This window comes from Vibrio penaeicida (genome assembly GCF_002933855.1).
GTDB lineage: Bacteria > Pseudomonadota > Gammaproteobacteria > Enterobacterales > Vibrionaceae > Vibrio > Vibrio penaeicida_A.
Map to the genome: position 1 here is coordinate 23,623 of NZ_BFAQ01000005.1, position 21,795 is coordinate 45,417.

Consider the following 21,795-nt stretch of genomic DNA (forward strand, 5'->3'; position numbering starts at 1 on the left):
AGTGCGATTGGGGAGTTGTATGTCCAGAAATAGCTGCGACTATGTAAATAAAGGAGTTGCTAGAACTTTGAAACCTACAAGGAGAAGTGTTTCAGGCTTCGTACCTATCCGAAGTGGTTCTTCCGTTGGTTACGAGTCTCTTCTGGAGCGAGATTTTATCGTTCGAGCAGATTCTGACCTTTCTGTATTAGATATCCTTCCACAACCAGTAAGTATTCCATTTTGCTACCCAGACGGTCGAAGCTTTGAATATACACCTGATTTTTTAGTCCACTATCGCCTTGGGTACCACAATGTAGATCATTACACCAAGCCAATGCTTGTTGAGGTAAAGCCTAAAGAAGAATGGCAAAAACACTGGCGTAAATGGCTACCTAAGTGGAAGGCTGCATGGCGATTCGCTCAAGAGCAGGGCTACTCATTTCACATTATGGATGAATCGCGTATAAGAGATTTGACTCTTTCTAACATCGAGTTTCTAAGTAGGTATAAACGAATGCAATTCGATGAAGACATTTCAAATCGTATCATCGCCAATGTTGAACAACATGGGCAAATAATGTTTAGCAACCTAGTTGGCTTTCACTTTTCAGGTATAGGGCAAGCAATTGGTATCGCTCACCTTTGGTACTTAGTCGCTACCAGGCAACTTGATTGTGACCTTTCCCTCCCGCTGTCAAACAACACGTATTTGTGGGTACCTTGTTATGGATAATGAATTTTTAAATAAGAACTTTAAGCCTAACCGAGAGCAAGTCTCTGTGGATGTTGGGAATATTGTATATCGCGGAAATGACTTGTTTGTAATTAAAGAAATTGTTGATTTTTCAACTGTCATTGCAACCAGTCCTGTTACAAACAGAACAGCTGTTCTAAAGGTAAAAGAGTTACGTCCCGCAAATGTACAGATGGAAAACTCGGTCGTTGAAATTGATTTATCTGACATTTCCGAAAAAGATTGGGAAACAGCTGAGTATCGTTTTAATGCAATAAAACCGTTCATCCAGTTGGAAAAAGTGGGAAGAAATTTAGTTAAAAAACGAGCGGAAGAAATAAATGTAGATCCTGCAACCTTATATCGCTGGTTAAAAAGATATAGGAGCTATGGTTTAGTTATCGCTCTAGCGCCTAAACGCAGAGGTTGGAAAAAGGGCAATAGTCGGCTCTCAAACAAAGAAGAAGAAATCATTAACGAAGTGATCAACGACTATTACCTCACGCAACAGCGACCTTCTGCCGCAAACGTCATTCTCGAGGTACAACGAAGATGTCATAACGCTTGTATTAAGTCGCCTTGTCATTCAGCAATAAGAGCTCGAATAGCATCAGTATCAGAGCGAGAAAGGCTAAGAAAACATGGTTTTAGAGACAAAGCAATCAATAAGTTTAAACCCGCCCCAGGAACATTCCCTGGTGCAAACTATCCCCTTTCAGTGATTCAAATTGATCATACCCCTGCCGACATCATCATTGTCGATGACGAACATCGAGAACCCATTGGTCGTCCTTGGATAACAATGGCTATTGATGTCTACAGTAGGATGGTTGTAGGTTATTACCTCTCTCTCGACCCTCCCACAGAAACATCCGTTGCAATGTGCGTAGCTCATTCTATATTGCCAAAAGAAGAATGGCTTACATTACATAACATAGATACTGATTGGCCTGTATGGGGCGTTCCCGCAAAAATACACGTTGATAACGGCGCTGATTTCCGTTCCGATAATTTTCAGCGCTCTTGTGCTGCATATGGAATTGAGTTGCAATTTAGACCAGTTAAGCAGCCCCAATATGGTGGACATGTCGAGCGGCTGCTAGGGACCTTTTTATCGGATATACACAACTTACCAGGCACAACTTTTTCAGATATTAAAGCCCGGGAAGGCTACGACTCAGATAAACATTCAGCACTGACTCTATCTGAGCTTGAAGAATGGCTCGTCAGGAAAATATGTAAAATCTACAACAATAAAAAACATTCCAGCATAGGCATGTCACCTATCCAAAAGTGGAATGAAGGAATATTTGGAACAAATGACTCTCCCGGCGCAGGGCTTCCACCAAGGCCAGTGAATAAGAACACGATTCAACTTGACTTCATGCCATCTTTTTATCGAACTGTGCAACCTTTCGGAGTGAGTATCGATAAGCTTCGGTACTATTCAGAGTCACTGAGACCTTGGATCAATGCAATAGATCCAGAGACAAGTAAAAAACGAAAACTGCTCTTTCGACGAGATCCCCGTTCACTGAAAACTATTTGGTTCTACGATCCTACACTTAAGCAGTATTTTGAAGTGCCATTCTCTGACCAATCTAAACCCGATTTAAGTCTTTGGGAATTAAGAAAGGCTCAAGAAAAACTCAAGCTTTCTGGCCAGAAAGGAATAAATGAGGCACAAATATTCGAAGCTCTAAATGAACAACGTGAACTTGTTGATGCAGCAAAGAAAAATACGAAACGAGCAAGACGCCAGGCCCAGCGCAGAAAGGTTCACGCTCAAGAAGTCACACCGGCTTCCCCATCTATAAAAAGTCAATCGGATTCGAAGTCTTTTACACCTACTGAATCAAGCGACTGGGATTTATTGGAAGAAGAAGTGTCAGGATATGGAGACATTGCATGAGTGACTTAGACCACATTCACCCTGAATTTAGACATATTGCCGCACTAAATAGTCAAGAGAGAATCCAGTTTTTAGAACACCCTCGCTGGATTGGTTACAAACGAGCAACATACTTACTTGAGTTAATGGAAGATTTGTTGAAACGACCAGCAAAACCCCGTATGACAAACCTCTTGATTATTGGTGATTCAAACAATGGGAAAACCACACTTATAAGGAGGTTCAAGTCACTGCATGGAGAAGGTTATGTTGATGATGATAATGATCCAGTCAAACCTATAGTTCTAGCTGAATCCCCACCCAGTGCTGATGAAAAAGGGTTGTACCTGACTCTCTTAAAACAATTTTGGGCACCGCATCGTGTAAGTGACTCAAAATCAAAGCTCCGATATCAGTTAATCGATTTGTGTAGAACTTGCCAGGTCAAAATGATAATCCTCGACGAAATCCATTCTTTATTAACCGGTAGCGCAATAAAACAAAGGGAAGTAATGAATGCTATTAAGTTACTTTGCAATGAGCTCATGATTCCTATAGTTGGGGTGGGTACCCGCGAAGCAGTTCGCGTTTTACATACAGATCCTCAGCATGCAAGTCGCTTTGATGTATTTCCTTTAGTCAACTGGGAGCTCAATAAAGAATTTCAACAACTTCTAGCAGACTTCGAAAGAGTACTGCCACTAGGTAAACCATCAAAGTTGTCTTCACCAAGTATTGCGTCGCAGTTGTTTTCTATTTCAGGGGGAAATTTTGGAGACCTACACCGATTGTTAATTGAGTGCTCTAGAGAGGCGATCATTCAAGGCAAGGAACAAATTGATCTAGATATAATTAAGGGGAAAGTATGGATACGCCCTACTCGTGGCATCCGGGAGGTCCAGCTTTAGAAAGCCGTTGGACGTTTGATGTTCCACTTTATCCAGACGAGCTACTCTCTTCATGGCTAACTCGTGTATCTTTTAAGCACGGATGCGATCCGCTGACTCTGACCGGTGACCTTTGGCCAAAGTGGAGAGTTTGGACTATCGATTTTGATCGAGGGTTTTCACCGGACAAAGTCAAAAAGCTTAGCGGCTATTCTGGGGTTAACAGTGATGCGATAAGTAGCGCTTTTTTATCTCACTTTGCTACTAGATTGTCGCCAACCGTACTACCAATCGGAATTTGGCCTTGGGTTCTCTCACTCGGTTCCAAAAACCGCAAGCACCTTTCAGGCTCTCAAGTTTGTCCTATTTGCCTTGCTCTGGATCATCCGTTTTATAGGACAGAGTGGCGATTCTCATGGCACACGGTATGTGAAAGGCACAAACATCCACTTATACAGCGATGCCCTTCATGCAGAAGCTTGATTGAGCCAAATCAGCTAAAAGTTCAAGATGGGATAACCGAAAGGTGCCCACATTGTAAAAAGAGCATGATAATTGAAGAAAAGATAAACAATCTCATAAATACACCTTCCGATTTATCTTTTCGCTTCCAATCTGAAGCAGACTTTGTCCTCAGAACCGGATACGGTCTTTACGGAAAAGGTAATGTATCCTCCGAACAATGGTTTCACCTCAACCGCTTTTTCATCTATGTAATACGAAAAGCAGCTCAGCAACCTAAGAGTAAATTAGCACAGTCATTAGTTAGTGATTTTGGTGTTCCTCAGTCTTCCTTATTCATTCCTGTATCGGGGTTAGCATTAGAAATGCTCCCTACATTTGAAAGATCGCGGCTGTTATATGGCGCAAAAAAGCTAATGGATGCTGCTCCTCAAGATTTATTTGAGCAACTCGCTAGGTTCGGACCTCCAACCATATTTACGGATAGTAAGGTGCAAACTCTTCCGTGCTTACAAAAATACCTACCTACGTTACGTATTCGAGGCAAGTTTAATAAGAACAAAAGGCAGGCAATGACCGGATTGCCATCTCCAAAAAGTAAGGCTCATGTTAAGAAAAAAATGGCGCGCCTCCTAAGAAAGTATCATTTGAACTATGAAGACTTGTGATGGTTGCAATAAGCCCGTTCAGATAATTGTGCGACGACACAAAGAACTCTTGTATTGCCGAAGCTGCTATACCCTCTACTTCAGGAGCACGCGATGCTTCAAGTGTGGAGAAATTGCAAGACTCCCCACTTTTGAGAAAAAGCCGATCTGCCGAGCATGTGAGAAAATGAAACCATGCGTTCGGTGTGGCGTCGAAGGAAAAAAGCTTGGAAAGCTCACCAAATATGGCGTGGTATGTAAAAGCTGCTACAAATACTTCGTAAAGCCCAAGAAGGGCATCCTTTCCTCTAATAACGATAATTTTGGGACTTGCTCTAGGTGCCATCGACATAGAAAACTCACAAATAAAGTCTGCAAAAAGTGCCTGTTCAATGAAGATGTTCTTTGCATTGAGTGCGGGAAAAAAATTCCTGCTGGAAGAGGAAGGTCTTGCGAAGAATGCTATTGGAAAAAGCTGCTCGATAAAAAAGTACACCTCAGCGCAGCAATGTTTGAGGGGTCTTCACTACAAAACGATTGGATTTCATTTGGACATTGGCTTCAAAAAAGAAGGGGGGCTGAGAGGGCAGCAGTTTTAATCAATCGGTACGCTTCATTCTTTTATGAGATGTATCGTCATTGGAAAAGAGTTCCAAGCTACCCTGAACTACTGGAAGTGTTTGGTGCCGGAGAGCTAAGAAAGGTGCTAAATGTTATTCGCTGGTTAGATGAATCAAATAGAATTTTGTTAGATAAAGATCTTCAGGAGAAAAGCTCAGAGGAAAATAGGATTAAAAAATATTTTCAATCTCTTGAGAAAAGCCCTGAAGCATATCGAGTATTGCATCGTTATCATCTCTATCTGTTATCTAAATTGCACTCAGATTCCATAACGATTCGCACACTGCGCTTATCTCTTTATCCTGCTAGTGATTTACTGAAAAAGTCAAAACTACCAATAACACAATACTGTTTGGAACGGTACTTACGCCAGCATCAAGGTCAACGCTCATCAATCTCAGGGTTCATTACTTTCGTAAACAGAGAATATGGATTGGCACTAAGGATCCCCTGGAAAACAAAAACAGCTCACCGACGTAACCTCAAAAAGTTAGAAAAGGAGATCGTTCAACTTTACTGTGAGAATACCCCTGATAAAGAGATAAAATGGATCCAACTTGGACTTGAATACTTCCACTCAATACCTCGTAAACTTACGAATAAAGTTCAACCTGAGGACATAATTAGAAATGAAGACCTCTCTTACCAAATTATTATATATAAAGCTCACTACTGGTTACCAGCTCTGAAATAAAACAGCGTTAATTTCAATAACAAATATGAACCCAATCACCAAAATATACGATAATACATTGTACTAATTGAAGTTTTCATGATTCACTGATTAGTGAATATTTTGCGACCAAGAGTAAAAATGTTTTATCGAAAGTATCACTATATTTCTGATAATGTCTCACCACTAGTGTATGAAGACTTCCCAAGCGTCAGGAAACCAAGCCAATGCTATATTGCCAGTGCTCATATAGGATTTAGAAAATCAACTATAAATAATGGAAGCTATCAGCAACCCCATTTGATCATTGGGTTTCATCAAACTGACTACGTAAATAGAAGAGTCTACGGAAAGATAAACTTAATAGGTACGCTCGTTTCTCACTCAGTCGAAGTGAAGATTGGTTCTATTTGGAAAAATAGAACACAGCACCGCATTCTATGCAGTCCTTTTTCGAAGTTTAAGGTCAATCATGATGAAAGCGAATGGGAAATCAAATCCTTTAATGAGTTGGCAAAAGATGGTTACTTACCTGATTTTGTTACCAATAGCTTAGATGCTTTAGGCGATACATATGCATTGGTGTTTACAGCAAAGTGCATGAATAGCAATCTTAGTACTTATTTGATAATTCCATGTATGGAGTATTTTCATTCTGTTTACGGCTGCTCAAAAGAATTTAAGAGAGTTTTATGTACCTACCCTTGGGATGAAATTATAGAGCGATTTGCACTGAACTATAGGTCGGGAAATAACGAAGGATGGAATATAAGGCACCCAAAAGGTGGCTTTGTTTCTGGTGACTACAACGCTTTAGCATCAGCAAAATACAGTCAATTTGCCGCAAGTAGCTTCAAGAATTTTTCTAGCCAACTCCAAGTCTCTGAACCTGGAAACATTGTCTGCCCCAAAGTTCGACCTTGGTTTGAAGGTCCCACAAGAATGTGGGTTCGAGGTGAGTTCACGACTAAAAATACCTTTTTTGCATGGCAAATTGTAGGATTCGCAAGTCCCAAGCTACCAAAGCTAGATGTTTATAAAGATAAAAGTGTTGCAAAGCCCGGTGGAGAAGGCAGATATGACCCTACAACATATGCTCAAGAGAGACGTCGCATAGCCAAGCCCGAGCAGGAACGACGAAACAATCTGTCTCCAGATTTAGATTCTCACGACTACGAAATATACGACTCCTCGATACTAGAACTTGGCAATGAAGTTGAGACTAACATTATCAAAATCGAAGTCGAGAAAGAAAATAGAAGGAAAACCAAGCCCAAAGAAGACCAATCAGGGTTGTCTGGGGGAGACAAGCATGGTTCAGGCAAAGACACTGGGCGCACCGTCAGTGGAAACAACCCTCAAAACTATAGAACCTTTGGAACGGTGGAACAGATTTGGGAGTACTTACTTCGATGTAGCAACGACCACGCCCACAAGATAAGTAACGCCAAATGGCTAAGCTCTGATCATACTTTCAAAGCGGACTCCAACCTAGAGTATATAGAACTGTCAGACGTTGATATTTATGAGGACTATTCGAGGTTTCAAAAATACTTAAACAAAAGTAAGCAAGGTGCGGAGGATATTGATAAATATTTAAAACAATCAATATCTTGGATGAAAATCAAACATACTAGCAGAAATAGAGGAGCCGCTATCTTTCGGTTTAAAATAGATAAAAACTATTACTACATTTTTGAGCTAGAAAGAGATATTAAATTCAGCGATTCCAGCCCCGACATTAGTGAAGAAATGAGTGGATCGAGGGGGATCATTTTCCAGATTAGTGACCGCAATCTTGGTAATTCTATAATATCAGCTTTGCTTGATGAAGTTAGGTTTACCAAAGGTATCACCCTAAAACTGTCTCCTATCCTGAGAAATGCAAATAAACACTACGTGTTCAAGCATGGTAACTCAGCTAAAAAGTACCCTGGAGAGTCTACTGTAACTAACGCTCTAAATAAAATGGGATAAATTGTCTCTACTGGTCATGTACTTGAGAAATTACATTTGTGAAATGGGTTCAAAACCGCTAGAAAATTCTAATATTATCTGTACTAGCTCATGCTCGACCTGACAGCTTTGCTGATAAGTCACGATCAAATCGTACACACGTTCCGTTGGCATTGCGACTCAAAGCTGGACAAAACCGTGTCAGTCACTTTACTAGCAGAAGTGATTTTCGAAACAGCCTGTTTCGCTATTACCCTCCTGCACATTGGATACTATAGTTTGCCCAACAACCTGTTGAAAAATTGAGGTATGTAGGAGTTGTTGCAAATTTTGCAACAACTGAGGATTCCTAGGTAGTTGCTTAATGAGTAACGTGCATGTTTTGCATATTAGCTATATCCTATGGTTTGAACTATGCTCCATAATCAGCAGATTTACTTGCGCATCCAATTGTGCAACAGGTTATTGCACAATTGGATAACGCGACCACCTTGTATTCAAACACGATCATTTTAAAATCTTTAGATAAACTTAAAAAACAGCTAAAAGGTTGGGTTCAAAGCGAAATCCCTTAAGCTTGCTCTCATCGCAAAGTGACTTGAACTCTTCTGTGACGAATAACATCGGTCCCACTAGATTTGACTTGAAGATAAGCTTGCTAGAAGCATCCTCATCATCAAACACCAAGGTTTTATAGCCGTCCTCAATACCATTAAGATATTTTTTCATGCATAGGGCTTTGTTTTCTTTCCCAAATTGGAGACAGTTGAAAATATACATGTCTTTGTTATCGACTCGAATTGGTAGCAACTCTCCTTTGGATTTAAGGAATGAGGAAAGTTTTTTGGCAGCTTCTGAGTTCAAGACGAGGTAAGTTCTAAGCCAAAGAAAAATATCTGGAATTTCAGTATTAATGCCCAAAACTTCTTTGCTTGAACAAGAGATATTATTACAAATAGCTTTTTGAGCATTCAGAAACAGCATGACTGGAGACTGGAGCGTCTTTTCGCATTTCTAAGAAACCCAAAACTTTCACCAATTTTTGAGCTTATTTCATATTAATAAATTCGTCCATTGTTGTTAACGTAGTGCAGTCAAGGTGACGCTATGAAGATACAACAATTTGACTATTGAAATCGTAGGAGAATACCAATGATGGATCCTTCAGACAGATCTCAAGAAGAATTAGATTTGTGGTCTGACATAAACAACCCTAACAATGACGCAGATATGGATGATTGGGCTGATGCTCATAACCCCAATAACGAGGACTACCTAGGAGATGACTAATACTCGTTTGATTTAAGAATTTAATCACGCAATGTGCATAACGCTCCTTGCGTGATGTCGCGAAAGAAATCTCGCTGAAACTGTATCTCCTCGCTGAAATAGCCGAGTATAACCATGAAAAAGATGTCCGCCCAAAGTTCAACTGAGAGGTTAATGACTTTACTCGAAACAAGTAAAAAGCAGCTACTTCAAGACTACAAGGTCTTAGATGAAAAGGAGTTTTCCAAGCTTCTTACACAAAATAACCCAAGTTCAGGTATCTCACTAAAAAACCTAAAAGAAAGACAAGAAGTTCTGTATTTCATAAGCGAAAGCGAACTCTTGTACCCAAGGTTTCAATTAACACAGAGCTTTAGGTTCTATGACAAACTTAGAGAGATACTTCCTACTCTCTATCAAAAGCTATCTGGTTGGGATATTGGTTTTTGGTTAACTCGCCACCAAACAATAGAACTTTTCCAGCCTAATCTAAGTGAAGCGACAATTTCGTCTCTGGTCAGTGTCAATGAATCGATAGATGAAATAGCCAATGTAATAGGAGATAAGTTACGTCAGCAAAAAAACACTTTAAGTGCTAAACCCTTGGATCTTATTAAAAATAATGATGAGCGTATTGACTTATTTTTTGAAGACTTGTTACTTGGTGACAGCAGGGAAATACCCCATAAATATTTGCCCTAGATCCCGCTTCACAGGTGTCAATGCCTATCCCAGAAACCACGTTACAGACTTCAATCACTATTAAGTGTCGACTGTGAAAAACCTCTCACAATCAACTTCTTGGACATGTATTTCACCTAGCAACAGTGCACATTTCACACGGATTAAGTCTAACCTTCAAATTATCAAAGGACTCTCGATAGCCTATCATTGATAGTTACACTTCTAATTGCCTGCCAAATCAAACATATTTGAACCACATAAACGCTCATAAAGCGTTGTATTTCCTCTTTTTTTTAGAGATTCGAAGTAAACTTTTTCCCATATTCTGTCATTTTCCAAGACTATAGTTTTCCATCGTGATTGCTTAAATACACTAGAAACATCGGTGTCGATCTGCTGAAAAATCAGGTTAATGGCTTGTACTAAGTCCAACGGTAAAGAAGGAATGCGGGGTAAGTCAACACAACTTATTAACTCATACCGATGATTATTTTTTTGGTCATCATGTATGTTCCCACCGTATTGAACATGAAATACTGGGCGATCATTTCCTAACTGCTGAGCATCGATATCAAAATGAAAGCGTCTGATTACATAACTAGCTTCAGGATCCATTTTTCCAATCGAGTACCCATTATCTTCTGGTATCTCTCCTTCAGCTTTCGCAATAAAGCACAAAGAGAGCGACTGATAAAAATAGCCATTGTTATCAAACCTAAGCTCTCCCCCAAAAGATATATTCTCTCCTGATATCAAGTTACTAGAAATTAGCCTTTTTGTACCGATCTCAAATGGAGTAATAGATAGGTCATGCTTTGACACTGCACTATTAGCTCCAAACTGCATGGTATTGCTCTTGAGCCTAGAAATAGTAACGTGATTAACATAACGACTTAATGTCGGATTAGAAGTAAGAAACTCTAAACAGCTCTTAATGTTTGCCCTATAATCTTTATAGAACATAGACATATGATTACAAGATTTAGCCATTGCTTACCTAGTCAATATACAAAATAGGGTCGAATCCAGCTATATCTTCACTGAGATCACCTTCTACACAGCATTCCCAATGGCAAGCTACCCACTCACCGCTTTCTCTATCAAGAGCCACTGTTTGAGGTAAGGGAACGTCACAGATTTCACAGCAAGACCAATAATTTTTATCAATACCAAGTAACTCTGGAATTCGTTTCCATGGTTCAGAGGGAGATTCTCCTTGTGACAACTCTATAGCAAAATTATATGCCATCTGAGACCACCAACGTTCAGGAAAACTATCGCAAAAGACACCTTTGTACTTTAACGGTTCGAGTTTTTCCTCGTACATTTTAGTAAACGTGTCTAGGAAATATTCTTCTTTCAAACCTAAGAGAGTTGCGAACTCAAGAGTACTCATTGTCGGTCCACGACGAACTAAAAAGTACTTATTTATCCAGCGAGCAAAAAGCAGGCAAGGTTTATCAGCATCATTTATTTCATTTTGTACTCTAGATCTTAGGGTTTCTAATAATGGATAAGGCAAACTATTTCGGACATCGCCACATTGCTCGTCAGGGACACACAACAGGTTAACGTAACTATCCAAGTCAACACTGGCATTTCTTATCGCTCGAAATGAGCCACAGTCACTTGCTAGAACGTCCTTACCTGAAGTCTCAGTTAGGAAACGGTGAGATATTTTTTTATCATAGTGATCGCCAACTTCAATATTTTTGTCAATTAGCTGACTGATTAAATAGCAAGGGACATCAGGAAAAGCCTCTTTACACAAACTAGTCATGGTATAGCCCGTTCCGTCATAGTTTTGCCCATCACGGTTCTCTACTCCTTGTAGTTTGTAGTCAACTACCACGAGGTCTGGTGAATATTTTTTCCTGCCATTGATACCTAGTTGTTCAAACTCTACAGGGTGGAATGGCGTCATTTCAAACCTTGCATCTTTTTGTAACTGTTCAATTAATCCAGTCCTTGCCGAAGGTCCACTTGTTTGTAAAGAGTTAGCTTCGTCATCAATAAAGATAACAACGTATTTCTTTTGCATTAATTATGAGCTCCTAAGGTAGCTGAACCTGAACAGTTGTGGACCAACTTGTCATCGGCTCTATAAACTTCACCTGTCCTTTACTCTGCGCAACCATTCCTTTTACTATATTTAGCCCCAAACCAGTTCCTTTCCCTAAAACTGCAAGATCATCTAAGTCAGAAGCTTGTTCCATTCTTTGGTAGATTTCGCCTGTAGGATCCGTAATTAGAGGCTTAAAAACATCTTCCCACAGTGACTCATCTAGACCAATGCCATTATCAGAAATGTTCAGAACGAGTTTATCCTCCCTCGAAGCCGAGATTAAAATCTCTCGCTTTTGGCAGTTTTTTACTGCGAGAACCGCTTTAATTGAGTTTGAGAGTAGATTTACTAAAATGGAATAGAAAGAGGCTTCAGGCATTGGCGCCGTTTTAAGAAATCGTTTGTCAATATCAACGTCGACAGAAATGTTATAAGCTCTGGTAATGAATGCAAAGCCATCAACCACAGAGCGAACCGCATCAGATACTCTAATTTGCTTATTTTCGATCTTGTGAGTAGACGAAAAAACCCCAATCAATTTTTCAAGAGACATGAAATGGTTACGAGTTTGACGCAGAGATGTCGCTATATCTAGCAACCATTTAAAATCTAATGAGCTACTTTCCGCGTTTGCAACCCATTGTTCGATACTACCGGCATCCGTGTCTAAGTTTGAGATTAACCCTCTAAATTCATGTGCAAATACGAAAAAGAGTGGACCTGTTGACGCAATAGACCTCAGTAAGGATACTTCTTTCTCACTAGTATCAAACTCTGTTGATAGTAGCTCAGTTGCTTTCCTTGCTATATTTTCTTTATCACTTGCAAGAGCAATTGCCTCACTATCACTCGAGGCAACCTCACCACTTATGGCTTTCTGAATTATTTTAAGTGCTTCAGATACTCTCTTTTCTCGGTTTGGTCTTAAAGATTCAAAATATTCTGACTCATTTGTAGTATTAATAACTGGCGTACTAAAGACTTTATCAAACTCTTCTCTCACACGTTCAGCTTCTTCGTCTGCGTGAAGAAATTTAAAAGTGGAATATTGAATCGTCATCCACTCTACGGCTGTGCGTAAAGCCTGATATAAGTCCTTAAAGGCTTCATTTTCGATAAAGCCCTCACGATTGAGTTTAGTCTGGAAGAAATCACTGGTGTTACCCTCCATCATCACACTACCAATGAGCATCTTGTTAGAAAAAAGATCTAACATTGTCCTTTTCGGATCTAACCCATAGCTTTCCGCAATGACACTCAACTCATGGTTATCAATTTTTGCCTTTCGGCGACCAACATCTTTGTCAAGGTTTAACCAGTCATCCCCATCTTGACCATACGGGTAAACCCTGAACCCTTCACTATATACTTTGACACCTGCATGAGCTGCTCGTATTGGTCTTATAACTTTTAACGGTACTATCTCGGGATTTCTTAAATAGCCAGTTCTATCTGGAAAGTAAGACAAATCAAAAGCAATACCAGCGAGCTTTGGAAACTTATCTTTTAACTTATATTCTCTCTTGCCTAAAAGCTTAGCTTCCAAGATAAACTGAATCTCTCCTTCATCCGTTATGGTTGCTCTGAGCCTACCCCAAGATGAATTCAAGATTTTTTCGTTTAAAGACAAATCAACTTTATCACCCAGCTCAAATTCTTCTGCTTTTACAGACAAGTCAAAACCAGGGTCTTCTTCAAAGCCTTCTCTTCGACACTGAGATGACATAGAAAGAGAGGCTAGTTCTTTAAGGAGTCCGTTGTACGAAATTTGCGTCCACTTTTCTTTTAAGTTGAAAAGTGTAATCGTAGTTCCTGAAGACAAATCGTAGCTGCTAACTTTTCGGTGTTTCGCAGAAAAATCAATACTTATTAGATCTACGCCTTTCCTAAAGTCATCCCATCTAACTGTAATCTCTGTGACTTCGAATAAACCATCATCAATTTCTTTTACTGTCTCTAAATGAATGGCATCAGCAAGTTTTTGACAAGCAAAGCGACCAATACCTTTACTTCCGGTCTTCTTCCTCCCATACCTATCAGATATAGGGAACCTCTCTTTGTTAGAAGTAGATATCCGCATCCAATTATTCTTGAGCTCTTCCCAAGACATTCCTTCGCCGGTGTCACGGATAACGATCTTACTTCGCTCATTTATTTGCCGAACATCGTGGAGTGATATTTCAACTAGAGAAGAATCAGCATCGTATCCATTTTTAATAAGCTCAGACAAGGCTAGATAATTTTTAGTTACTAGCTTTTCACCTAACTCAGATAGAAGGCGTCCGTCAACAGAGAATGACAGATCTTCTTCATATTCCTGAAAATCCACTGTACTAGCTATTTGATTCATGTAATCCCTTATATCTATCTTCTCTTAAGGTACGCACCATTCGCGCGAAGTTTTGCAGGACAGAAAGTGGTAACCCCGTTGTATTACTTATAATTTCATCAACTTTTGACTGAGCTTCCTCTGTTTTATTCTGAATTATTAATGCATCGATAGAGCTGAAATTTTTAACTAGATTCTTCTCTAGGTTGTCATCTAGCAAAAACTGAATTCGTTTTGCTGCACTTGGTTCTAGCTTCAGAACACCTGAGCCATAAGCTCTACCTTGAAGCTCAGCAGATAACTGAGAGAACGATGAAAGCAAAGAAACAGAAATAGCTTTCTTTTTTATAAATGACATACCTTCATTAAAGAAAACACGATGTACGGAGTTAGAGCAATTTACTCGTGCAGAGTTAATGACTAATCTCGGAGAACGGTCAATCATGTATGATAGGAATGCATCCGGGTAACGTTTATCATCGGGAAAATACCATGCCGCTCTCTTTCTAAATGTTCGATTACTTTTCCTAGTCTTTGCAGGTACACGTGATAGGTAGTTTCGGATAGCTGAGTGTCTTTCATCAACTGATTCCGGACAGACTAAAAACGATTTAGCCCCTTCTTCCTGGATTCGCTTTTGCCTTGACGAGTTGTGAAGTAGGCCTTTTAAGGTAGAAAAACGTCCAATAACTGGCTTTAAATCACATTCATCTAGCTCGTAGCTATCGATAGTTTCTTTATCAACAATAAAAGTATTATTGTCGCCAGTAACCATACCTATGACTATCTTGGCAACCATATCCATCGCAACTGCTTGTTTCTCAGTAGAAAGGCGTTGGAACGCCTCAAGAGTAGAAATATCAAACAGGGCATGTTTATAATTTTCACAAGACACACTGTTCAAGCTGGCTTCTTGAGTAATTTCAGAAAGCTCACCTACATCAGCTGCTACTGCATAGCCAACTTTTACAGGGGGACTTTTCTTAGCTTTGAAACCATCAGCAAAAAGTATTACGGATACTTCGTCAGCATCATCACTTTGAAAAAACCGTTTGCTTAGCTTAATCACTTTAACAAGCTGAAAATGGTAGCTATACACTTTCAGTAATTCACTGGCATAATCTGCATGTAATAAGCTACTAGGTAAAACCCAAGCGACTCTACCGCCTTCTTTAATGAAAGACAGACTATGGAGGAGAAAAAACGCCCAAAGGCTAGCATTACGACCAATAGTCCCTCTAGCGTAGGGAGATTTTCGCAGTAAATTAAAGCAACTAATCCTTTGTTCTTCGCTCATATTGTGCATAGACACATAGGGTGGATTACCTAAAACGGCGTCAAAGCTCTGCTTGTTAAAGTCTCGCGGTAATATCTGTATAAAATCTTTATGAACAAATTGCCCATTGATGTTAGTAGCATCTCCTAACATCTCAGATAAATAGTCAAAAGCTCTTGCATCTATATCCGCTCCAAAGATACGAGATATAGGTTTTGAGCAACCTAGCTCAGAAAGCCGATTGACACTACTTTCTAAAAAGCCGCACCCTCCAAAACTTGGTTCAAAAACCAAGTCATCTGAGGACCTAATCCCCCAGTCACATAAAACCTTACTCAAACTTGTCGGGGTATAGTAAGCGCCGAGGGCTTTTCTGATTGTTTTCGTGTGCAATGTCATGACTCTGAAGTTAGTAAACTAAGCACCTTATATCGATATTGAATTCATTAATCAATCGATATTGTGTATCGATAACAAAACAAACTAACAGGGCAGGAATCGATAACCAATGGTTCTGAAAACTCAGAAGTTACCGACCTCACAGGAAAAACCTTTGAGCCATTCCAATGATTAACCCAGAAACCGATCCCCCACCAAAAAGTGCTTTGGTGAACAAAATACTGTTGTTCATCTTTCCAAAAAACAATCTTCCTGTTTCTCTGGAATGCTCAGTCTCTTTTAGGTGAAGGCTTAATCTACCGTCAACGATCATATTCTCTTTATCTCTTGCCCAAAGCACTTTTACGAGATCTTGCTCAATATCATCAACGACAAAGTAAAGCCGCTCACTTGTAAATACGAACCAACACTGCTGAGTCTTACTTTTAAAAACCAGAAGAGTTCCTGTACTTTCTGGAGTTTCCAAATCAAAATCAAACTTATTAAATGTTGAAATGCTATCTCTGATTGTCTCTGAAGCATTGAAATTAGAGCGTCCAAGCATTCTATTGAATAGCCTCATATTACACCCCACTTATTTCAATTTTTTCAGTAGATAGTTCGCTGTTTGCTGAAGATAATAACCTTGGAAGTATTAACGGCCAGCCCACACCAACAAAAATGCATGCAGTTCGATTAACTTCGAAAATACCGAATCCAGCACCTAATAGACCACCTATTCCAGAGCCTAATCCCCACATTAAAAACATACCAAGGGATTTATAACCAACATAAGATAGCGCTAAAATACTTGCTTTATTTAAAGTTTTGACTATGAGAAAGTCCAAACTAACTACCAAAAAACCATATACCGCTGACGCAGTCGCAAATGCAAGCATCGTGGACTCTTCAGCACCCTGATAAACACCTTCCGCTCCAAAAGCAAGCGCAAAAATGGATTCATAAAATGTCATAGAGCCCTCCCCCAAATAAGCATATAATTTCACAAAAACATACCTACGGTAAACATTTAAGCATCGATACAGGAGAAAATTGTGATGTGTTAAGAATCAATGTGTATTCAATGCCTTGAACGGGGTATGAAGCCCAACGGAACGAAAACGTACGCTAACAAAAATCGGGCATGACATTTAAGTTATGACACAGCCAGTAGTTGTAGCGGACCGACTTTATAATCCCTTCGACCTGATTTTTATCCGCCATTTCCGGACCACAATCATTGACTCTATCGAAAACGGTCGGCTCACATTAAGTGGGAATGAGACCACATTAATTGACACTGAGACTGACTTTATCCGGCTCGACCTACTTTAATTGACTCTATATGAGAACAGTCGGAAAATTCATCAAAACTATCAAAATGTATACTTTGTGATAGCGCTGTAAAGCACCTATCAAAACTACTATCATAAGTATCAAATCAAAACCTATAAGAAGATTTGATAGATTATGTCCAAAATTGGTTACGCACGAGTTAGCTCAACGGGGCAAAGTCTGGCGGTTCAGCTAGAGAAACTGAATCAGGAAAAATGCGAGCGCATTTATCAGGAAAAGCGCAGCGGTCGGACTGCGGACAGACCTGAGTTTCAATCCTGTATGAACTACTTGCGCGAAGGCGATACATTAATCGTGACGCGTTTAGATCGCCTTGCTCGTTCAGTTGTCCATCTTGCCCAGCTCGCTAAACGCTTTAAGGTTGAGGGCATCGATCTACTGGTCATCGACCAAAACATCGATACCAGTACCTCAACAGGCAGACTAATGTTTAACATGCTGGCTTCAATCGCTGAATTTGAGAACGACCTGCGCACTGAGCGACAGGCTGAAGGGATTGCGAAAGCCAAAGAAAATGGGGTGACGTTTGGGCGACCGCCAAAACTGACTGAGCCCGTCAAACACGATATATATGACCGAAGACAGAAAGGCGCAACCATTAACCAACTCGCGAAAGAATTTCAATTGGGGGAGGCGTCTATTTATCGCGCTATTCGTGCTGTAGCGAATTTACATGACGCTTCTGAATAACGCATGTCGAGTCTTTGAGTTAGTATTGGGAAAGCAATTCAATAATGTCAGAGGGCATATCATCTAAAAAGTTAACGATTTCCCTGAACGACTTAGCGTTGTCATCACTTCGGCTATCTGGGTCTGCTTTAGCATCAAGAAGTGTTTTCACCACCTCAAAGATAAACGGCTTTCCCTTAATTGCGAGTCTAAGGGCGTTGACACCTTTCTGGTCACGATGCTCTATCAATTTATCGGCACCGTTTTCCAGCAGAAGGCGCATCCCCTCAACGTTACGCTGGCGCACGGCGTACATCAGAGGCGTATAGCCATAACTGTCGATGGCGTTGACATCTAAGCCTTGGTCAATCAGAAATTGGATGGTCTCATGCGGTACTTGTTTATTTGTTGATTGAAGGCTCTTGTGCAAGTAAGTCCATTTTTCCTTTTCTGTGACCGCTAAAATATCACATCCGTCATTTATCCAACGTCTCGCCTCTTCAATTTTTCCTCGTTTAAGAGATTGAAATAGCTTGAACTTTGGTGAATCTATAGAATTCATCGGTTACTCCTCTCTTCTAAAAACTCAATCATATCGTCCTGAATATCATCTAAATCATCATACCCCGGCTTTTCATTCACATGACTGAGGTTGGTTATCCTATCCTCAATCTGGTAATAATCCGGGCGACTGTTCATAAAATCGTTCAGCTCTTGCTGACTCATCCCAAGCTCCTCAGCAGCGCGAACTACTCGACGGTTTTCTTTGCCGTGCACATGTCCGTATTGCCAGTCGGTTAGCACATTACCTTTATCATCAATAAATTGACCTTCTCTTTTTTCAGTGCTCGCCTCAATTTGCCGTTTAGTCTCGGCTCGCAGCTTCGGTCGGTCAAGTTTGGGTTTCGGCTCGCCCGTGGATGCAAACTGCCCCTTCTCATCCCTAGGCTGTTGAGTATACACCACATACAAAGGTGGAATACCCGTAGACTCGGGGAACACCACTACGGTGTCTCGCCAGTCACCTTCTTCTGGAATGGGCAATGTGGTCGTAGCGTTTTCTGTATCGGGAATGGGGGTGACCACAATACTGTCGGGCTCAAACCCGTCGTCATGGTCTGGGGTAGTTTGCCAGCTGGGGTCACCTTCGTCTATCGGTGTCCAGACCAGTGGTTGGTCGCCTTCCAGCATCACCGAGTACTGCCCGTTCTCTTCTCTTGCGTAACGCACCGGAATGCGGGTATCGTCTGTGTGATAAGCGCGAACGCTGGGGTAGTATTCACCTTCTTTAGGGTCAGTCAGGTGAATACGTACTCGGCTTTGTACGGTTTTTTCCTGTCTAAGTTCATCGTCGGTGTATTGCGTGTCATCCCCGTAGAGCTGTTGCCCAAGGATAAACAGGGCACCGATGGTGGGGGATTTGAGGCGATAGCCTTCTAACCAACTCTCTGCCAGGTTACCGGCGACTTTCTCAAGCTGGATACCCGCTTTGTCGAGTTCAGACAGTGGCTTTTCTCTCAGGTTGTCGCCCACCATACCCCCCGAGGTTGCCAAAGCGGTTTGCGTTTGTGCGGCTTGTATCGCTTGCTGAGTTTGAATCGCTCGTCCAACCATGGGGTTGGCGTGCGCCTGACCAAAGAAAAACGCCCAAGGACCAAAATGGGTGATGGGCTCGTCACTCACTCCGGCATCGATGCACCCTTCTGGTTGCTCGCAGGATTTGGCAAACACCCGATTAGGGGTAAAGTCAGCCAGCCGCACCACGGGAATGTCATCACTCAACAAACGCTCAGAGTTAATGGATTGGATGTGGGTGCCGGACAGAAATCGTTCTGAAAAGTCGTAATGCACATTCAGGGCGTGGTTGTAGGTGCCCATAGGGACTGGGGGCGTGTCAAAGAGGGATTCTTTTTGGGACGCTTCGACCACTTTCACGTTCAGGCTATGACCCACTGCCAGTGACATGGGGTTTGCATCATAAGCGGGGTTTAACGCCAGCAGAGCTTTGGGTGTTAACCCGTATTGCTCCGCAATCTGCATCCAGCTTTCGCGCTCTCCTGTATTAGGGTCTCGCGCTACGATGTGGTTTATCGGCTCGGGCGGGGCTTGGCTCTGCTCATCAGTACTTGCTCGCTCAACGATGGCGTGACTCTGGGTTGCCAGAAGCTGGTTGATATCGAGTTTCACCCCATGAGTAAGCAGCCAGTCTTCGTTAACGTTCGACAGCTCCTCTAGGGTGATGGGGCGAGGCAAGTAAACGAGATGCTGGTTATCACACACTTTCCCGCCCAACTTCCAATACACCAAAATCGCGGTCTGGTCGGTGTTGTAACCTCTTTCCGTGTTGAGTTGATGAGGCTGAGAAGCGGTGGCGTAATAACCCCAATTGCCGTCACCGATAATCCGGTATTCCTGCACCAAAGCGTGGCGGTGAAAATGGTAGTAATAGCCTTGAGTGGGCAGACCTAACCGCTCTCCCACCTGCATCGTAGGAGACACCGGAATAAAAGCTTCATAGGCGGTGCGGGACCCCAAAGCTCTCACTTTTACGGGATGTTTAGGCGAGATGCCCATCGGAATGTTCGCCACATGAGCCAGCAGATTTTTGGGTTCGTTAAACGCCGTCAGTACCGTATACAGAGTGCCGTGCTCGGTTTGGCTGTCCATCCAGCGCCCTAGCATGCCTTCTTCTGCGGTTTTCGCCAGCACAAAGTGAGCTCCGATGTTTTTTCTGAATGACGCCTGTGAGCCTGCCACCTCAACGCTGTATTCGTATTTCAGGGACGGCGCTTCCTCGGTACTGTCTGGTAAAGCTGGTTCGGGGACATAGTGCAAAGGCGGTGGAGGCGGTAAGTTCTGGCTGACACCACTGGCGCGACCTCGCATTTGTGTGCGGGCCAGTAAGGCTTTTTGCCCCGTAGGAGTAACCAGACTTTGCGCCTTTGGATTCACCGCCCAAGTGCGCTGCCCTAATCCTCCAGATTCCTGAACCAGAAGGGGCACCGCCGGAGTATCGGTCAGCAAAACCATGTGTCCTTGCCGAAGCTGATCTTTGAACAACTCAAGCCTTGTACCCGCTGGCATGGCTTCCTTGAGGGCTTTCTCATCAAGGTGATGAAAAGCGCCTTCCACGCGGGCGAATTCGTGCGCCATCAGTTCACTTTGTTGGACGGACTTGTAAGCCACTGACTGACATCCTTTTATTTTGTTCTTATGTCAGCAGTTTATCGTGTTGCTATACATCATGATGAGTTAAGTTTGAGACATTAACCCAAAATGACAAACGGGAGATAGCGGTGAGTGAGGCTATTTATTATGAAGCCTCTGGATAGAATCAATTAATGTGGGTCGAACCGGATAAAGTCGGTCTCAGTGCCAATTAATGTGGTCTCATTCGCACTTAATGTGAGCCGACCGTTTTCGATAGAGTCAATGATTGTGGTCCGGAAATGACGGATAAAATCAGGTCGAAGGGATTATAAAGTCGGTCCGCTACACCTACAGGAACAACCCAAATGGCACGTTTGTGTTTGTTAGCGTACGTTTTCGTTCCATTGGGCTTCAAACCCCTGAACCAAATACAACAATTGATTTTCTAACCTCTATATCAATTGTTTTTAACCATGCTAAAGAGTCCTCATTTTCCATTCCATTGGAGCTTATTCCCCTAATTACACTCTTTTGACGTTTGGGCTGAAAATCTACTTCAATGAAATCACAATGGGCACTTTCGATAGCTAAAAAAGCAAACAGGGACGTTAGAAGCTCTTGTGTGTATTTGATTCTGTACAAGAGTTATATGAGGCATCGCCAAGTATTGTGTTAAACAGTGCTAATAATCAGGAAACATCATTAGTTGATCCCGAATTCAAATGATATGGAAGTTTGTCGCAGCTAATTAAATCTTGTCGCATTTA

The 21,795-nt window shown here is 41.5% G+C and carries 18 protein-coding genes; 9 read left to right on the top strand and 9 right to left on the bottom strand.

Features of this window, described 5'->3' with window-relative positions; all coding sequences use genetic code 11:
• The first annotated feature begins 67 nt into the window (after positions 1-67).
• The 6 genes from VPNCDNU1_RS00715 (at position 68) to VPNCDNU1_RS00740 (ending at position 7,873) form a co-directional block, all read left to right on the top strand.
• Positions 68-715 carry a TnsA endonuclease N-terminal domain-containing protein gene (locus tag VPNCDNU1_RS00715; protein WP_201797099.1) on the top strand — a complete coding sequence of 216 codons (648 nt, stop codon included), beginning with the start codon at positions 68-70 and terminating at the stop codon, positions 713-715.
• The gene (locus tag VPNCDNU1_RS00720) at positions 708-2,627 is read left to right on the top strand and encodes a Mu transposase C-terminal domain-containing protein (protein WP_104398576.1); all 1,920 of its coding nucleotides are present in this window, start codon (positions 708-710) and stop codon (positions 2,625-2,627) included. Before VPNCDNU1_RS00715 ends, VPNCDNU1_RS00720 begins: the two co-directional genes overlap by 8 nt.
• Positions 2,624-3,514, top strand: coding sequence for a TniB family NTP-binding protein (locus tag VPNCDNU1_RS00725; RefSeq protein WP_104398577.1), 891 nt, complete (start codon positions 2,624-2,626; stop codon positions 3,512-3,514). The genes VPNCDNU1_RS00720 and VPNCDNU1_RS00725 overlap by 4 nt, the downstream gene beginning before the upstream one ends.
• On the top strand, positions 3,472-4,623 hold the full coding sequence (locus tag VPNCDNU1_RS00730; protein ID WP_104398578.1) for a TniQ family protein: 1,152 nt from the start codon (positions 3,472-3,474) through the stop codon (positions 4,621-4,623). Before VPNCDNU1_RS00725 ends, VPNCDNU1_RS00730 begins: the two co-directional genes overlap by 43 nt.
• Before the next feature lie 166 nt (positions 4,624-4,789).
• The gene (locus tag VPNCDNU1_RS00735; RefSeq protein WP_104398579.1) at positions 4,790-5,917 is read left to right on the top strand and encodes a hypothetical protein; all 1,128 of its coding nucleotides are present in this window, start codon (positions 4,790-4,792) and stop codon (positions 5,915-5,917) included.
• Between the two features lie 120 nt (positions 5,918-6,037).
• Positions 6,038-7,873: a hypothetical protein gene (locus VPNCDNU1_RS00740; protein ID WP_104398580.1), complete on the top strand. Its 1,836-nt coding sequence runs from the start codon at positions 6,038-6,040 to the stop codon at positions 7,871-7,873.
• Positions 7,874-8,383: 510 nt separating this feature from the next.
• On the opposite strand, the gene VPNCDNU1_RS00745 is transcribed toward VPNCDNU1_RS00740, so the two are convergent.
• Positions 8,384-8,836: a hypothetical protein gene (locus VPNCDNU1_RS00745; protein WP_104398581.1), complete on the bottom strand. Its 453-nt coding sequence runs from the start codon at positions 8,834-8,836 to the stop codon at positions 8,384-8,386.
• Positions 8,837-9,004: 168 nt separating this feature from the next.
• On the opposite strand from VPNCDNU1_RS00745, the gene VPNCDNU1_RS28765 reads away from it, so the two are divergent.
• Together VPNCDNU1_RS28765 and VPNCDNU1_RS00750 are read left to right on the top strand one after the other, a co-directional pair.
• Positions 9,005-9,142 (top strand): hypothetical protein, encoded by a 138-nt coding sequence (locus VPNCDNU1_RS28765; RefSeq protein ID WP_167404689.1) that lies wholly within the window; start codon positions 9,005-9,007, stop codon positions 9,140-9,142.
• Positions 9,143-9,295: 153 nt separating this feature from the next.
• Complete coding sequence (locus VPNCDNU1_RS00750; protein WP_104398582.1) at positions 9,296-9,823, top strand: hypothetical protein; 528 nt, start codon at positions 9,296-9,298, stop codon at positions 9,821-9,823.
• A gap of 204 nt (positions 9,824-10,027) precedes the next feature.
• Here the strand turns inward: VPNCDNU1_RS00750 and VPNCDNU1_RS00755 are convergent, their stop codons facing one another.
• From VPNCDNU1_RS00755 to VPNCDNU1_RS00780, 6 genes are all read right to left on the bottom strand, one after another.
• Positions 10,028-10,651 (bottom strand): hypothetical protein, encoded by a 624-nt coding sequence (locus VPNCDNU1_RS00755; RefSeq protein ID WP_104398583.1) that lies wholly within the window; start codon positions 10,649-10,651, stop codon positions 10,028-10,030.
• A 151-nt stretch (positions 10,652-10,802) separates the two neighbouring features.
• The gene (locus tag VPNCDNU1_RS00760) at positions 10,803-11,846 is read right to left on the bottom strand and encodes a hypothetical protein (protein WP_104398584.1); all 1,044 of its coding nucleotides are present in this window, start codon (positions 11,844-11,846) and stop codon (positions 10,803-10,805) included.
• 13 nt (positions 11,847-11,859) lie between these two features.
• On the bottom strand, positions 11,860-14,220 hold the full coding sequence (locus tag VPNCDNU1_RS00765; protein WP_104398585.1) for a sensor histidine kinase: 2,361 nt from the start codon (positions 14,218-14,220) through the stop codon (positions 11,860-11,862).
• Positions 14,204-15,874, bottom strand: a complete 1,671-nt coding sequence (locus VPNCDNU1_RS00770; RefSeq protein ID WP_104398586.1) for an N-6 DNA methylase — start codon at positions 15,872-15,874, stop codon at positions 14,204-14,206. Before VPNCDNU1_RS00770 ends, VPNCDNU1_RS00765 begins: the two co-directional genes overlap by 17 nt.
• A 139-nt stretch (positions 15,875-16,013) precedes the next feature.
• Positions 16,014-16,436 carry a hypothetical protein gene (locus VPNCDNU1_RS00775; protein WP_104398587.1) on the bottom strand — a complete coding sequence of 141 codons (423 nt, stop codon included), beginning with the start codon at positions 16,434-16,436 and terminating at the stop codon, positions 16,014-16,016.
• A gap of 1 nt (position 16,437) precedes the next feature.
• Complete coding sequence (locus tag VPNCDNU1_RS00780; protein ID WP_104398588.1) at positions 16,438-16,827, bottom strand: hypothetical protein; 390 nt, start codon at positions 16,825-16,827, stop codon at positions 16,438-16,440.
• Between the two features lie 496 nt (positions 16,828-17,323).
• Between VPNCDNU1_RS00780 and VPNCDNU1_RS00785 the strand changes: the two genes are divergently transcribed.
• Positions 17,324-17,899, top strand: coding sequence for a recombinase family protein (locus VPNCDNU1_RS00785; RefSeq protein ID WP_104398589.1), 576 nt, complete (start codon positions 17,324-17,326; stop codon positions 17,897-17,899).
• A gap of 19 nt (positions 17,900-17,918) precedes the next feature.
• Here VPNCDNU1_RS00785 and VPNCDNU1_RS00790 read toward each other — a convergent pair whose 3' ends face one another.
• Entirely contained in the window at positions 17,919-18,440 is a 522-nt protein-coding gene (locus tag VPNCDNU1_RS00790) for an ankyrin repeat domain-containing protein (protein WP_104398590.1), read from the bottom strand.
• Positions 18,437-21,064 (bottom strand): S-type pyocin domain-containing protein, encoded by a 2,628-nt coding sequence (locus VPNCDNU1_RS00795; RefSeq protein ID WP_104398591.1) that lies wholly within the window; start codon positions 21,062-21,064, stop codon positions 18,437-18,439. Before VPNCDNU1_RS00795 ends, VPNCDNU1_RS00790 begins: the two co-directional genes overlap by 4 nt.
• Between the last annotated feature and the right edge of the window lie 731 nt (positions 21,065-21,795).

Excerpts from the sequence above, each read along its gene's own strand:
- VPNCDNU1_RS00720 (WP_104398576.1), top strand. The coding sequence starts at position 708 with ATGGATAATGAATTTTTAAATAAGAACTTTAAGCCTAACCGAGAGCAA.
- VPNCDNU1_RS00725 (WP_104398577.1), top strand. The coding sequence starts at position 2,624 with ATGAGTGACTTAGACCACATTCACCCTGAATTTAGACATATTGCCGCA.
- VPNCDNU1_RS00730 (WP_104398578.1), top strand. The coding sequence starts at position 3,472 with ATGGATACGCCCTACTCGTGGCATCCGGGAGGTCCAGCTTTAGAAAGC.
- VPNCDNU1_RS00735 (WP_104398579.1), top strand. The coding sequence starts at position 4,790 with ATGAAACCATGCGTTCGGTGTGGCGTCGAAGGAAAAAAGCTTGGAAAG.
- VPNCDNU1_RS00740 (WP_104398580.1), top strand. The coding sequence starts at position 6,038 with ATGTTTTATCGAAAGTATCACTATATTTCTGATAATGTCTCACCACTA.
- VPNCDNU1_RS00745 (WP_104398581.1), bottom strand. The coding sequence starts at position 8,836 with ATGCTGTTTCTGAATGCTCAAAAAGCTATTTGTAATAATATCTCTTGT.
- VPNCDNU1_RS28765 (WP_167404689.1), top strand. The coding sequence starts at position 9,005 with ATGATGGATCCTTCAGACAGATCTCAAGAAGAATTAGATTTGTGGTCT.
- VPNCDNU1_RS00750 (WP_104398582.1), top strand. The coding sequence starts at position 9,296 with ATGACTTTACTCGAAACAAGTAAAAAGCAGCTACTTCAAGACTACAAG.
- VPNCDNU1_RS00755 (WP_104398583.1), bottom strand. The coding sequence starts at position 10,651 with ATGCAGTTTGGAGCTAATAGTGCAGTGTCAAAGCATGACCTATCTATT.
- VPNCDNU1_RS00760 (WP_104398584.1), bottom strand. The coding sequence starts at position 11,846 with ATGCAAAAGAAATACGTTGTTATCTTTATTGATGACGAAGCTAACTCT.
- VPNCDNU1_RS00765 (WP_104398585.1), bottom strand. The coding sequence starts at position 14,220 with ATGAATCAAATAGCTAGTACAGTGGATTTTCAGGAATATGAAGAAGAT.
- VPNCDNU1_RS00770 (WP_104398586.1), bottom strand. The coding sequence starts at position 15,874 with ATGACATTGCACACGAAAACAATCAGAAAAGCCCTCGGCGCTTACTAT.
- VPNCDNU1_RS00775 (WP_104398587.1), bottom strand. The coding sequence starts at position 16,436 with ATGAGGCTATTCAATAGAATGCTTGGACGCTCTAATTTCAATGCTTCA.
- VPNCDNU1_RS00780 (WP_104398588.1), bottom strand. The coding sequence starts at position 16,827 with ATGACATTTTATGAATCCATTTTTGCGCTTGCTTTTGGAGCGGAAGGT.
- VPNCDNU1_RS00785 (WP_104398589.1), top strand. The coding sequence starts at position 17,324 with ATGTCCAAAATTGGTTACGCACGAGTTAGCTCAACGGGGCAAAGTCTG.
- VPNCDNU1_RS00790 (WP_104398590.1), bottom strand. The coding sequence starts at position 18,440 with ATGAATTCTATAGATTCACCAAAGTTCAAGCTATTTCAATCTCTTAAA.